Raw genomic sequence first — 12,784 nt, forward strand, 5'->3', positions numbered from 1 at the left:
GTCACTATAAGCACGGCGTCGCGGTGTCGGCGGCGACGATGACCCCGCGGTCGACGAGATGCTCCGTCAGCGGCGCGACGCCGCCGGTGAAGTGCTCGGCCATCGCCGACCGCGCCGCTGCGGCGTCACCGCGCTCCAGTGCGTCGATGACCCGGCGATGGTCACTCGTCGACCGAGCCGGCCATCCCGAGAGCGTGGGGAAGACCGACTCCGGCGCGTAGCGGGTGATGGCGGACATGAACTGGGTGAGCTTGGGCGAGTCCCCGAGCACGTTGACCAGGCGGTGAAATTCGTGATTCAGCCGCACCGTTCGTTCGAGATCACCCGTTCGATAGGCCCGTTCGAGATGGTCCTGGATGGCGCGCAGCTCGACGAGCCGCTCGTCGGTGACGTTCTCGGCCGCTCGCGCCGCGAGTTCGCCGCCGATGAAGGCCTGCACGTTGGCCACGTCGGCCACGTCGCGGGCGGTCAACTCGACCACCATGAAGCCGCGCCGCGGCCGCTGGACCAACAGTCCCTCCGCGCACAGGTGCAGCAGCGCCTCGCGCACGGGTGTCACGCTGACGCCGAGGTCGGCCGCCAGTTGGTCGAGCCTCAGATAGCGGCCCGCGCGCAGCGTTCCGTCGAAGATGCGCCGCCGCACGTAGCGCGCCACGTCGTTGGACAGTTGCGGTCGCGGTGCGAAGCGCGGCTCAGAGTCGGTACTCACGCAACAGGCTCTTGCTGATGATGGTCTTCTGGATCTCGCTGGTGCCCTCGCCGATGAGGAGGAAGGGCGCGTCGCGCATCAGGCGTTCGACCTCGTACTTCTTGGAGTACCCGTAACCGCCGTGAATGCGGAAGCTCTGCTCGGTGACCTCCGAGCAGAACTCGCTGGCAAGGTATTTCGCCATGCCGGCCGCGACGTCGTTGCGCTCACCGGAGTCCTTGAGCCGGGCGGCGTTCACCATCATGAGGTGGGCCGCCTCGACCTTGGTGGCCATCTCGGCCAACTGGAAGGCAATGGCCTGGTGTTCGGCGATGGGCTTGCCGAAGGTGCTGCGCTGCTGCGCGTACCGGATCGCCAATTCGAAGGCACGCAGGCCCACCCCGCAGGCACGGGCCGCGACGTTGACGCGGCCGACTTCGACGCCGTCCATCATCTGCGAGAAGCCTTGGCCCGGCGCCTCACCGAGCACGTCGGCGGCATCGGCGTGATAGCCGTCGAAGATCAGTTCGGTGGTGTCGATGCCCTTGTAACCGAGCTTGTCGATCTTGCCCGGAACGGTCAGCCCCGGCAGCACCTCGCCGAAACCGGCGGGCTTCTCGATCAGGAAGGCGGTGAGGTTTCGATGGGGTTTGTCGCCACCCTCGTCGGTCTTCACCAGCGCTGCAACGAGAGTGGAGCTGGCGCCGTTGGTGAGCCACATCTTCTGACCGGTGATGGCGTAGCCACCGTCGGCCTCGCGTACCCCCCGGGTGCGGATCGCCGCGACGTCGGAACCCAGCTCGGGCTCGGACATCGAGAACGCGCCACGCACCTCCCCGGTCGCCATCCGCGGCAGGAACCGACGCTTCTGTTCGTCGGTCCCATGCTGGCGGAGCATGTAGGCGACGATGAAATGGGTGTTGACGACGCCGGACACGCTCATCCAGCCCCGGGCCAACTCCTCGACGCACAGGGCGTAGGTGAGCAGCGACTCGCCGAGACCGCCGTACTCCGGCGGAATCATCAGCCCGAACAGGCCCATCTCGGCCATCTCGTCCACGATTGCCTGGGGGTAGGCGTCGGCGTGCTCGAGTTGGGCGGCGGTCGGGATCACCTTGCGGTCGACGAAGTCCCGCACCGCGGCGACGATGTCGGTCTGAACGTCGGTGAGCCCTGCGGTCTGCGCCAGCCGTGTCGTCACGCCGGCATCCTCTCGAATACGGCGGCCAGACCCTGACCGCCCCCGATGCACATCGTCTCGAGCCCGTAGCGAACCCCGCGCCGGTGCATCTCACGGGCCAGGGTTGCCAGCATGCGCCCGCCGGTCGCCCCCACCGGATGGCCCAGCGAGATGCCCGAACCCGCGACGTTGGTGCGGTCTCGGTCCGCGGCGGTGAAGTTCCACTCCCGCATCACTGCCAGCGCCTGCGCAGCAAAGGCCTCGTTGAGCTCGACGAGGTCCATGTCTGCGAGGGTGAGGTTCGCCTTGCCGAGGGCCACCTCCGTCGCCGGCACCGGGCCGATGCCCATCAGGCTCGGTGGCACGCCCGCGACCCCCCACGACACCAGTCGCACCAGCGGCGTCAGCCCCAGCTCGGCGGCCTTGGCCTCCGTCGTGACGATGCACATCGAGGCTGCGTCGTTCTGCCCGCTCGCGTTGCCCGCCGTCACCGTCGAGTCCGGATCTCGTTGCGCCATCAGCGGTGTGAGCCTGCTCAGCGACTCCACCGAGGTGTCGGCGCGGGGATGTTCGTCGGTGTCGACCACCTGACCCGCGACGGTGAGCTCGACGATCTGTTCGGCGGTGTGGCCGTCGCGCTGGGCAGCCACCGCCCGGCGATGGGAGGTCACCGCGAGCTCGTCCTGCTCCTCGCGGCCGATGCCGTACTGCCTGCGCAGGTTCTCGGCGGTCTCGATCATGCCGCCGGGCACCGGGTGGTGGCGCCCGCCGGCGGTGGTCCGGCCGCGGGTGAGCGCGTCGTGCACGGTCACCCCGCTGCGCGCTGCGCCCCAACGCATGTCGGTCGAGTGGAAGACGACGTTGCTCATCGACTCGGCGCCGCCGGCGACGACGAGTGCGTTCTGGCCGGTAGCCACCTGCAGGCAGGCCTGCACGACCGCCTGCAGTCCCGACCCGCAGCGCCGGTCGACCTGCATGCCGGGGACCGTGACCGGCAGACCGGCGTCCAACGCCACGACGCGACCGATGGCCGGCGCCTCCATGCTCGGGTAGCAGTGCCCCAGGACGACGTCCTCGACCGCCTCGGGTGGAACGGCCGTGCGTTCCAGCAGCCCCCGCAGCGCAGCCACGCCGAGGTCGACCGCGGTGAGCGATCGCAGAGCTCCGCCGTAGCGTCCGATGGGGGTACGCACGGGTTCGCAGATGACTGCGTTGATCGTCAAATGTGCCTTCCCCCGGTCACTTCGAGCACGGTGCCGGTCATATAGGACGACAGATCCGAGGCGAGGAACAACGCCACGTTGGCGACCTCGGCGGGCTCGCCGGCGCGAGCCATCGGGATCTCGGCGAGCTTGGCATCCCAAATGCGTTGCGGCATGGCCTCGGTCATTGCCGAGCGGATCAGCCCAGGCTGGATGGCGTTGACTCGCACGCCCAGGTGGGCAACCTCCTTGGCCGCCGCCTTGGTCAGGCCGACGATGCCCGCCTTGGCCGCGGAGTAGTTGGTCTGCCCGACGAGTCCGACTTTGCCGGAGATGGAGGAGAGGTTGACGATGGCGCCGCTCTTCTGCTCGCGCATCACGCCGGCGGCGATGCGCGTGCCGTTCCACGTGCCCTTGAGGTGCACCGAGATCACCTGGTCGAACTGTTCCTCGGTCATCTTGCGCATCGTGGCGTCGCGGGTGATGCCCGCGTTGTTCACCATGACGTCGAGACTGCCGAACCGGTCGACCGCGGCGGCGACCAGTGCCTCCACCTCGCCGGCATCGGTGACGTCACAGCGCACCGCCGCGCCGACCTCGCTGCCGCCGAGCCGCTGCACCGCGGCCTCAGTCGCCGCGAGGTCGAGATCGCCGAGCACCACCCGGGCACCTTCGGCGACATAGCGTTCGGCGATGGCGAAGCCGATTCCCTGGGCGCCGCCGGTGACCACCGCGGTTCGTCCCTCGAGCAATGACATTCGACGCTCCGTCCTCTCGTGACCCGCTGAAGTATCGAACATAAAATATGATATTGCTTGGAGCCGACGCACCCCGCCCCCGCCTCGAGGAGACGACGCATGGCAGATCCGACGCCCCCGTCCGAGGTCGGTCACGGCGACTTCCGCGACATCCTCGGCGCCACACGCGAATTCGTTCGCTCGATCGTGATGCCGCGCGAGGTCGAGATCATGAACGGCAACCGGATACCCGACGACATCCGTGACCAGGCCAAGGCCATGGGACTCTTCGGATACGCGATACCGCAGGAGTGGGGCGGCTTGGGGCTCGACATCGTCCAAGACGTCGAGATGGCGATGGAATTGGGCTACACCACCTTGGCGCTGCGGTCGATGTTCGGCACCAACAACGGCATCGCCGGTCAGGTCCTGGTCGGCTTTGGCACCGACGCCCAGCGCTCCCGCTGGCTCGGCGACATCGCCTCCGGTGACGTGGTCGCATCCTTCGCGCTGACCGAACCCGGCGCCGGCTCCAACCCCGCAGGGCTGCGCACCAAGGCCGTTCGCGACGGTGACGAGTGGGTGATCAGCGGGCGCAAGCAGTACATCACCAACGCACCCATGGCGAACCTCTTCATCGCATTTGCCCGCACCCGTCCGGCCGACTCCGACGGGCCGGGCATCGCGGTGTTCCTGGTACCCGCCGATGCACCCGGCGTCGAGGTCGGTGCCAAGGACGCCAAGATGGGTCAGGAGGGCGCCTGGACCTCCGACGTCACCTTCGACGACGTGCGGGTCGGTGACGACGCCCTCGTCGGCGGCGCGGTCGACGTGGGCTATCGGGCCGCGATGACCTCCCTGGCCCGGGGCCGCATTCACATCGCCGCACTGTCGGTCGGCGCCGCACAGCGAGCGCTCGACGAGTCGATCACGTACGCCGCCAACGCAACTCAGGGCGGAACGCCGATCGGCACGTTCCAGCTCGTCCAGGCGATGCTGGCCGACATGCAGGCGGGGACCATGGCCGGCCGTGCCCTGGTGCGCGACGCCGCGAGCATGTGGCTTGCCGGCGAGGACCGCCGTATCGCGCCGTCGACGGCGAAGCTGTTCTGCACCGAGATGGTCGGCAAGGTGGCCGACCTCGCGGTGCAGGTGCATGGCGGCGCCGGCTACATGCGGGACGTCCCGGTCGAGCGCATCTACCGAGACGTCCGCCTGTTACGGCTCTACGAGGGCACCAGCGAGATTCAGCGCCTCATCATCGGCGGGGGTCTCGTCAAGGCCGCCAGGACGCGGGCGTAGCTCCGCGCGTCAGCCGATGTAGCGGACGATGGACTCCGCCACGGCGGCGGGCTTCCCCGAGTCCTCGATCTCGACGGTGATCGTGGTCGTCGCCTGAACGGCGCCCTCGAGTTGGTCTACGGCGGTGATCTCACCCCGCGCCCGGATGTTCACGCCCACCTTCACCGGAGTGATGAATCTCACCTTGTTGTACCCGTAGTTGACCGCGAGCTTCACGCCGTCGACTCGATAGAGCTGTTGGGAGAAGTGCGGCAGCAGCGACAGCGTGAGTAGACCGTGGGCGATCGTCGCACCGAACGGCCCACCCTTCGCACGCTCGGGGTCGACGTGGATCCACTGTCGGTCGTCGGTGGCCTCGGCGAAGAGGTTGACCCGATCTTGGTCGACACGCAGCCACTCCGTAGGTCCGAATTGGGCCCCGCGGGCCGCGGCGAACTCGGTCAGATCTTGAAATACCTTCACGTTTCTCTCCTCTCGTCGGGGGCATTCCGGGAAATCCGAACCCCTTTGCCGTTCACGTTCGTTCCGATCTCAACTCATTGGCAAACGTACGCAAATAGTTGCCCAAAATTGGACAGCAATTCATCGGCTTCCCCCCCGGTCACCATTGGCCTGCACAGACGTCAATATTCGAGATTGCCGTAATAAGCAGGCGGTTAGCCCGACGTTTTGCCAGCTAGGCATTGCCGACGTTGCTCTCAGAAAACTTTTCAAACCTAGCTGGGATGGAGTCCTCATGAGACCGATACTTATTTGGAGTTTCCCGAGAAACCCCCTGTCAGCACCGCGGACTGCGCCGAATTCACCGACGCCAGACGCTCCACGAATGAGGTCGAAATGCACCCCCAACCGCTTGAATTCGGAATCACGGCCGACTGCGGACTCACCGACAACATCAGCTGGTGGGACTCCGACGCGGAGGCCACGATCGTGCTGTCGCGACCGGACACCGATCCTGCGTTGTGGAACGAGTTCCTTCGCGGCGCCGTCGAGAGCTACCGACGCCACGGCGTCGAGCGGGCAATCGACGTCGCCGCCGTGCGCGATGGGGCCGACACGGCGATGTTCTGGGCCACGCTCGACTCGACCGGCCGCGTCATCGGCGGCCTGCGCGCCAAGGGTCCCCTGCTGTCGGCCGACGACTCCCACGCCACGGTCGAATGGGCCGGACAACCGGGGCTCGCCGCCGTTCGGAAGATGATCGACGACCGCGTCCCCTTCGGCGTCCTCGAGATGAAGACCGCGTGGACCACCGACGACCGTGACAAGGCGCGCGTCATCTCCACCGCGTTGGCGCGCACGCCGTTTCACGCGATGACGCTGTTGGACATCCAGTTCTGCATGGCGACATCCGCCCCGCACATCCTCGAGAGGTGGCGCACGTCGGGGGCCGTGGTCGCCCCCATTCCCGCGACGCCGTACCCGGACGAGAGGTACCGTACCAAGATGATGTGGTACGACCGGAGAACCTTCGCCAATCATGCTGCCTCCGATCAGATTCCGAAGATCCTACGCGAGATGAACGCCGTCTCGGCGCAGGCTGGGGCTCACGTCGCGGCCCGCGCGGCCGCCCAGTGACGGAAACCGCCGCCAGACCCACGGGCGTCGCCCACGTACTGGACCCCACCGAGGACGGGGACGCTCGCTTGCTCGACGGTCTGCGCGCGGATCCACGGATCGAATTCGTCGACTCCTGGTCGACTCAGCGCGCCTCGCTCCAGGGCCTTCGCCCGCCACCGGAAGAGGAGGTGCTCGCCGAGACACCCCGCTTCGTCCACTACCCGTGGCGCCGGGCGGTGGTGAAGATCCTGGGTCCGCGGTCGTTTCGCCGGCTCCGGCTGGACCGCAACCGGAACCTGATCACCTCCGAGGAACAAGATCGGTTGGGCCGCTTGGTCGTCGGCGTCATCGGGCTCAGCGCCGGCCACGTCATCGCCCATACCCTTGCGATGCAGGGCCTGTGCGGCGAGATGCGACTGGCCGACTTCGACGAACTCGACCTGTCCAACTTGAACCGCGTGCCCGCCACGCTGTTCGACCTCGACGTCAACAAGACCGTCGTCGCGGCCCGCCGAATCGCCGAGGTGGACCCCTACCTCGTGGTGCGCACCATGCCGTCGGGGGTCGACGCGGACAACATCGACGACTTCCTCGACGGATTGGACGTCGTGGTGGAGGAATGCGACTCGCTGGATCTCAAGGTCGGCATCCGGCATGCGGCGCGCGCCCGCAAGCTGCCCGTCCTGATGGCGACCAGCGACCGCGGTCTCGTCGACGTCGAGCGCTTCGACCTCGAACCCGACCGGCCGATCTTCCACGGCCTGCTCGGTGACGTCGACCCGGTGACGCTCACGGGCTTGAGTTCCGAGGACAAGGTGCCCTACGTCATGCGCCTCATCGAGGTCAGCGGTTTGTCCGCGCGTGCGGCCGCCTCGCTTCTCGAGGTCGGTCACGCCGTGGCCACGTGGCCTCAGGTCGCCGGTGACGTCACCCTCGGCGCGGGTCCGATCGCCGAGGCGGTGCGCAGAATCGGCCTCGGCGAACCGCTTTCGTCGGGCCGCGTCCGCCTGGATTCGTCGGCGGCCCTCGACGGGCTGTCCACCTCGACCCCAACGTCGACGGAGCCCGTCCGCGAACCGGAGCACCCCACGACCGATTCCGGGCCGGCACAGGACGTGGTGACGGCAGTTCTCACCGCGGCCTCACGCGCACCATCGGGTGGCAACGTTCAGCCGTGGACGATGCAGGCGACCGAGGACGGCGTCGTCATCGCACTCGATCCAGAGCGCACCTCGACCATCGACGTCGCGATGCGCGGCAGCGCTGTGGCCGTGGGGGCCGCGGCGTACAACGCCCGGGTGGCCGCCGCAGCACACGCTGTCTCCAGTGAGGTCGCGTACACGACGGACACACCCGGAACCCCGCTGCTGGCCCGCATTCGATTCTCCGAGGGCCACTCCCCCGCGCCAACCGTCAGCTATGACGCGATGTGGCGCCGCGAGACCAACCGCGTTCGTGGCACCGGCGCGCCGCTGCCGGCCCGCCTCGTCCAGCAGTTGGTCGACAGCGCGCGATCGGAGGGTGCCCGGCTCCGCGTCGTCGAGTCGCGTGCCGAGATCGACGAGATCGCCGAGGTCTTCGCCGCCGCCGACAGGATTCGGTACCTCACGTCCAGGCTGCACGCGGAGATGGTGTCCGAGCTGAGATGGCCCGGTGACGAGGATCCCGACACCGGGATCGACGTGTCGAGCCTCGAATTGGGACCTCGGGGTGACGTCGCTCTCGAGATCGTGCGGCGACCCGACGTGATGGCAGAACTCCTGCAGTGGGACGCGGGTTCCGTCCTGGGCGACGACACCGCCGAGGGCCTTCGGGCCAGTTCGGCCGTGGGCGTCGTGCAGGTCGCTGGCCGCGAGCTCGTCGACTACGCGCGGGGTGGCTCGGCGGTGGAGGCGACCTGGATCACGGCCCAAGACCTCGGCCTGGCAGTGCAACCCATCTCGCCGCCGTTCCTGTACGCGACCAATGACGAAGAGCTGCACGGGGTCTCGCCTCGGCATGCCGACGAGCTGGCAGTGTTGCAGCGTCGGTTCCGGGACGTGGTGGATGCCGGTGACGAGGCGGAGGACTCACTGGTGCTGGTGCTGCGGCTGTCGGTCGCGGGACCCGCCACGGTCCGTAGCCGCCGGCGCTCCATCGATATCGGCGAGGCACCGTTACCCTGATCCAGTGTCCGCCGAAAATACGCCCCTGAGCCTGGAACGGCTGGTGACCACTGTCGCCGTCCGGCTCATGGCGGCCAACGCGGCGACCTCACCACAGGTGTCGGGAGAAGTGCTCGCCGTCCTCCTCGAATACTTCGACGTCGACTTCAGCTTCCTGCGGTACAACGACCATTCGATTCGGGCGTCGATCCTCATCGCGGAGTGGCCGCTGCGTCCCGATGTCCCGGACCCCGACCCGCTGCGCGTCGTGTACTACGAGGATGCCGACCCGGTGTTCGCGTTGGCCGAGAACGTCAAGACGCCAATGGTCTTCCGCCCCGAGAACCAGGACTATCAGAAGCGGATCGAGGAGGGACGCAACATCCCGCAGACCTCGATGGCGGCCGCCCCGCTCACCTCGGGTGACGTCACGACCGGGGTGCTGGGATTCGTGAAGGTCGGCGACCGCGAGTGGACGCCGGCCGAGCTCAACGCGCTGGAGGCGATCGCGTCCCTGTTCGCCCAGGTGCAAGCCCGGGTGCAGGCCGAGGAGCGCCTGCGCTATCTCGCCGACCACGACGACCTCACGGGTCTGCACAATCGGCGCGCCCTGATCGATCACCTGGAGGCGCGGCTGGCCGCCGATCAGCCCGGGCCGGTGGTCGCGCTGTACCTCGATCTCGACAGGCTCAAGACGATCAACGACTACCTCGGCCACAACGTCGGCGACTGGTTCCTCAGGGTGATCGCCGAGCGGTTGAGACGCGGCGCCGAGGACGCCGGCGTGATCGCGCGCCTGGGCGGTGACGAGTTCGTCGTCATACCGTCCGCACCGATGGACGCGGCGGACGCCGAGAGGCTCGCCAACCGGCTGCTGACCATCCTCGGGGAGCGGGTGCCGGTGGACGGTGAGATGTTGACCAGGACGGTCAGCATCGGCGTCGCGCTGGGCACCCCGGCACGCGACTCGACGTCGGATCTGCTTCGCCGTGCCGACCAGGCGGTGCTGGAGGCCAAGGCGGCAGGTGGCAATCAGGTCGCGGTGTTCTCCACCGAGATGTCCTTGCGCACCGACTACCGCAACGACATCGAACTGCACCTGCGGGACGTGATCGAGAACGGTGCTCTGTTCCTGCAGTACCTTCCCGAGGTCGACATGCGCTCCGGCGAGGTGCTCGCGACCGAGGCGTTGGTGCGGTGGAACCATCCCACCCGCGGCTTGTTGTCCCCCGCGGTGTTCATCGCCGTCGCCGAGTCGATCAACCTGGCCGGCGACCTTGGTCGCTGGGTGCTGCGCACCGCGTGCGAGGAATTCGCCCGCTGGCGTGCCCTCGGCGTGGCCGACGGGATCGTCCTGAGGGTGAACGTCTCGCCGGTTCAGTTGGTCACCGACGGGTTCGTCGAGACCGTGGCCGCCGTCATGGCCGAGTTCGGTCTCGATCCCGGCTCGGTGTGCCTGGAGATCACCGAGAGCGTGGTCGTCCAGGACATGGAGGCCACCAGCATCACCCTGGCGGGTCTGCGCGATGTCGGTGTAAAGGTGGCGATCGACGACTTCGGCACCGGTTTCAGCGTGTTGTCACATCTGAAGTCGCTCCCGGTGGACGTGTTGAAGATCGACCGGAGCTTCGTCGCCGACCTCGGCGAGAACCCCGACGACCTCGCGATCGTCCGTGCCGTGATCGCGCTCGCCGAGGCGTTCGAGCTGGAACTCGTGGCCGAGGGAGTCGAGACGGTGGTGGCCGCGAACACGCTGCTACACCACGGGTGTCACCGCGCGCAGGGATTCCTGCTCTCACGGCCACTGGCCGGGGACGACATGGCGGCCCTACTGGCCAAGGGCCGGGTACCCGTGAACATTTCCGCAACGCCATCCGTCTAGGTGCTGCTGCCGGGCGTCGTGCAGGCCCTCGCGCACCTGACGTCGGGATCCGGTGCACACCGGGCGCGTCGGAGCCGCAGGTTCGGTGGCCATCAGCTCCACGCGGCCGAAGCGGCTCGCGGTTCGGCCGACGAGGCACACCTGGAGAACGTCCTGCGGACCGCCGGGATGCTCCGCGACGCCGGGGTCCCGATCGGCGGGTGCGAACGTGATCCCCGCCCTGGTACGAACGGCGAGGGGACCGTCCGGCGTCCTGAGGACGACACCGGCGATGAGTCCCTCCTCGAAGACGATCCGGTCGAGCGCGGTGCCAACCTCCACCTCGACGTCGCGTTCGCGCGCCTGAGCCGTCATCCAGCGGTGAAGTGCGCCCCGGCCGAATCCGTCGGCCCACTCGATGGCGCCGATCGACAGCGCCTCGACGGACTCGCCCCCGTCGGACGTCATCGTGGTGGTGCGCCAGTCCCGCATGTTCGTGTACATCAGGCCGTAGGGAGACGCGATGCACTTCGCGGCCCAGCCGGCGAGTCGAGACCCTACGAACGTTTCAACGGGCCGCTTGAAGGCCTCGTCGCTCGACAGGTTGCGTGCGTCGCGCCGCGGAACGGTGCCGTCGCCCGCGTCGACCGGTGCGTCCAGCACGCAGTCGGCGACAGCGGTCAGGTAGTCGCTCGTCTCGAGGTCGACGCCGTCGTGGACGAGCCAGCCGCGCTTGGCGCCGACGAGTTCGCGCAGAGCGCCCGACGACGTGCCGGGCAACGCCCCCGTGTTCTCGGGAGTGTCTGACAGCGCGGCGGCCACCAGGACCTCGCCGCCGGCGTCCACGACGGCGATCGCGTTGGCGAGGCCGCCTAGGCCAGCGCCGATGACCGCAACGTCGACTTCGGTGTCCCACATAGGCGTTACGTACTCCGTGGTCGCTGGTCTACTGAGCTGATCGCGTGTCATGCCTGGCCGGGGGGCTTGGCAGCACGCGGGACGCGTGGCGGGACGACACGCACACGTGCGTGTCGGCCGTCCGGGATGCCCCGGTGCAGCAGTTTCAGACCGAAAGTCGCCACGGGCCGTACTTTACATACTTTTAGTCTTTTTTGCAGCCCGGGTCGCCCATTCCCCACGTCGTCGGCGGGCGTCACCGATCGACCACCCACGTTGTCAACCCGCGCGCGACCGGCGAGTAACCTGTACGACGCCGAGTAGTTCGTCGGGCCTCGTGAGGCGGGTTCCCCAGCTGGCCCACCAGGGCCTGGTGGCCCGAACCAACTCGCCTGTCCGACCGGACTCACCAGGGGATCGGTCGGCGCTCGCGATCGGGAATGCAGACCGGTCGGGGGCGTACGAACTATGATCCCAGTCCAACGCCCACGGCCTGGACGGATCGACAGAGGAGCTCGAGAAGTATGGTGCGCCAGGCTCGATCCGAGGCGACGCGTAGGAAGATCATCGAGTCGGCGGTCGACCTGATCAACGAGATCGGATATCCCGCCGCGGGCTTGGGCGACATCATCGAGCGTGCCGAACTGACCAAGGGCGCGCTGTACTACCACTTCGACTCCAAGGAAGCCCTCGCGACCGCCATCATCGAAGAGGGCTCCGAGAGCCTGATGGGCGCGTTTCGGGGTGCGGCCGAGACGAGACCCGCCGGCATGGAGGGCATCCTCCACGCCTCCTTCGTCATGACGGACGTGCTGAGCAACGACACGGTGGCGCGAGCGGGCGCCCGGCTGTTGCGCACCTTCGCCAGCTTCAACCCCGCCGCCAGGGACACCCTTCAGACGCTCGTCGACGAGCTCGCCGACCGCCTCAAGGCGGCCACGGCCAACGGTGATCTGCGAGACGGTCTCGACGCCGAGTCGACCGCCGCCAGCGTCGTCGCCGGCATGCTCGGCGCGGAGCTGTTGTCCAGTGCCCTGGCAGACGGGTCCGACCTGCGCTCCCGCTTCGCCCGGAACTGGGAGTTGCTGCTGCCTGCGATCATCACCGACGAGTCGCTGGGCTACTACCGGGAGTTCCTGGCCCGCCAGGCGGGACGGCAGCAACCGCCGTCGGCGTGACGCACACCCGCCCACGACCGTAGGCGGACCTGGAA

At 68.0% G+C, this 12,784-nt stretch carries 11 protein-coding genes; 5 read left to right on the forward strand and 6 right to left on the reverse strand.

Annotation, left to right across the window (positions count from 1 at the left end; all coding sequences use genetic code 11):
• Window positions 1–4 precede the first annotated feature (4 nt).
• From ABZ195_RS18375 to fabG, 4 genes are read right to left on the reverse strand one after another with little or no spacing between them, the layout of a single operon-like run.
• The gene (locus tag ABZ195_RS18375) at window positions 5–709 is read right to left on the reverse strand and encodes a GntR family transcriptional regulator (protein ID WP_355220205.1); all 705 of its coding nucleotides are present in this window, start codon (window positions 707–709) and stop codon (window positions 5–7) included.
• A complete protein-coding gene (locus ABZ195_RS18380; RefSeq protein WP_355220207.1) occupies window positions 693–1,889 on the reverse strand; it encodes an acyl-CoA dehydrogenase family protein in 1,197 nt (398 codons plus the stop codon). The genes ABZ195_RS18375 and ABZ195_RS18380 overlap by 17 nt, the downstream gene beginning before the upstream one ends.
• Window positions 1,886–3,091, reverse strand: coding sequence for an acetyl-CoA C-acetyltransferase (locus tag ABZ195_RS18385; RefSeq protein WP_355220209.1), 1,206 nt, complete (start codon window positions 3,089–3,091; stop codon window positions 1,886–1,888). The genes ABZ195_RS18380 and ABZ195_RS18385 overlap by 4 nt, the downstream gene beginning before the upstream one ends.
• Complete coding sequence (fabG, locus tag ABZ195_RS18390; protein WP_355220211.1) at window positions 3,088–3,828, reverse strand: 3-oxoacyl-ACP reductase FabG; 741 nt, start codon at window positions 3,826–3,828, stop codon at window positions 3,088–3,090. The genes ABZ195_RS18385 and fabG overlap by 4 nt, the downstream gene beginning before the upstream one ends.
• Window positions 3,829–3,927: 99 nt before the next feature.
• Here fabG and ABZ195_RS18395 point away from each other — a divergent pair, with 99 nt between their 5' ends.
• Complete coding sequence (locus tag ABZ195_RS18395) at window positions 3,928–5,109, forward strand: acyl-CoA dehydrogenase family protein (protein WP_355220212.1); 1,182 nt, start codon at window positions 3,928–3,930, stop codon at window positions 5,107–5,109.
• Between the two features lie 9 nt (window positions 5,110–5,118).
• On the opposite strand, the gene ABZ195_RS18400 is transcribed toward ABZ195_RS18395, so the two are convergent.
• Complete coding sequence (locus ABZ195_RS18400) at window positions 5,119–5,571, reverse strand: MaoC family dehydratase (RefSeq protein WP_355220216.1); 453 nt, start codon at window positions 5,569–5,571, stop codon at window positions 5,119–5,121.
• Window positions 5,572–5,946: 375 nt separating this feature from the next.
• Between ABZ195_RS18400 and ABZ195_RS18405 the strand changes: the two genes are divergently transcribed.
• The 3 genes from ABZ195_RS18405 to ABZ195_RS18415 all read left to right on the forward strand — a co-directional run bounded on the left by ABZ195_RS18405 (window position 5,947) and on the right by ABZ195_RS18415 (window position 10,695).
• A complete protein-coding gene (locus ABZ195_RS18405; protein WP_355220218.1) occupies window positions 5,947–6,687 on the forward strand; it encodes a hypothetical protein in 741 nt (246 codons plus the stop codon).
• Complete coding sequence (locus ABZ195_RS18410; protein ID WP_355220220.1) at window positions 6,684–8,834, forward strand: Rv1355c family protein; 2,151 nt, start codon at window positions 6,684–6,686, stop codon at window positions 8,832–8,834. The genes ABZ195_RS18405 and ABZ195_RS18410 overlap by 4 nt, the downstream gene beginning before the upstream one ends.
• Before the next feature lie 67 nt (window positions 8,835–8,901).
• Window positions 8,902–10,695 carry an EAL domain-containing protein gene (locus ABZ195_RS18415; RefSeq protein WP_355220355.1) on the forward strand — a complete coding sequence of 598 codons (1,794 nt, stop codon included), beginning with the start codon at window positions 8,902–8,904 and terminating at the stop codon, window positions 10,693–10,695.
• Here ABZ195_RS18415 and ABZ195_RS18420 read toward each other — a convergent pair.
• Window positions 10,642–11,592, reverse strand: coding sequence for a hypothetical protein (locus tag ABZ195_RS18420; protein ID WP_355220222.1), 951 nt, complete (start codon window positions 11,590–11,592; stop codon window positions 10,642–10,644). The two genes, ABZ195_RS18415 and ABZ195_RS18420, sit on opposite strands and share 54 nt — an antisense overlap.
• Window positions 11,593–12,095: 503 nt before the next feature.
• Between ABZ195_RS18420 and ABZ195_RS18425 the strand changes: the two genes are divergently transcribed.
• Window positions 12,096–12,749: a ScbR family autoregulator-binding transcription factor gene (locus ABZ195_RS18425; protein ID WP_355220224.1), complete on the forward strand. Its 654-nt coding sequence runs from the start codon at window positions 12,096–12,098 to the stop codon at window positions 12,747–12,749.
• The last annotated feature ends 35 nt before the right edge of the window (window positions 12,750–12,784 follow it).

The organism is Mycobacterium sp. NPDC006124 (assembly GCF_040614235.1).
In the GTDB taxonomy this organism is placed as follows: Bacteria; Actinomycetota; Actinomycetes; order Mycobacteriales; family Mycobacteriaceae; genus Mycobacterium.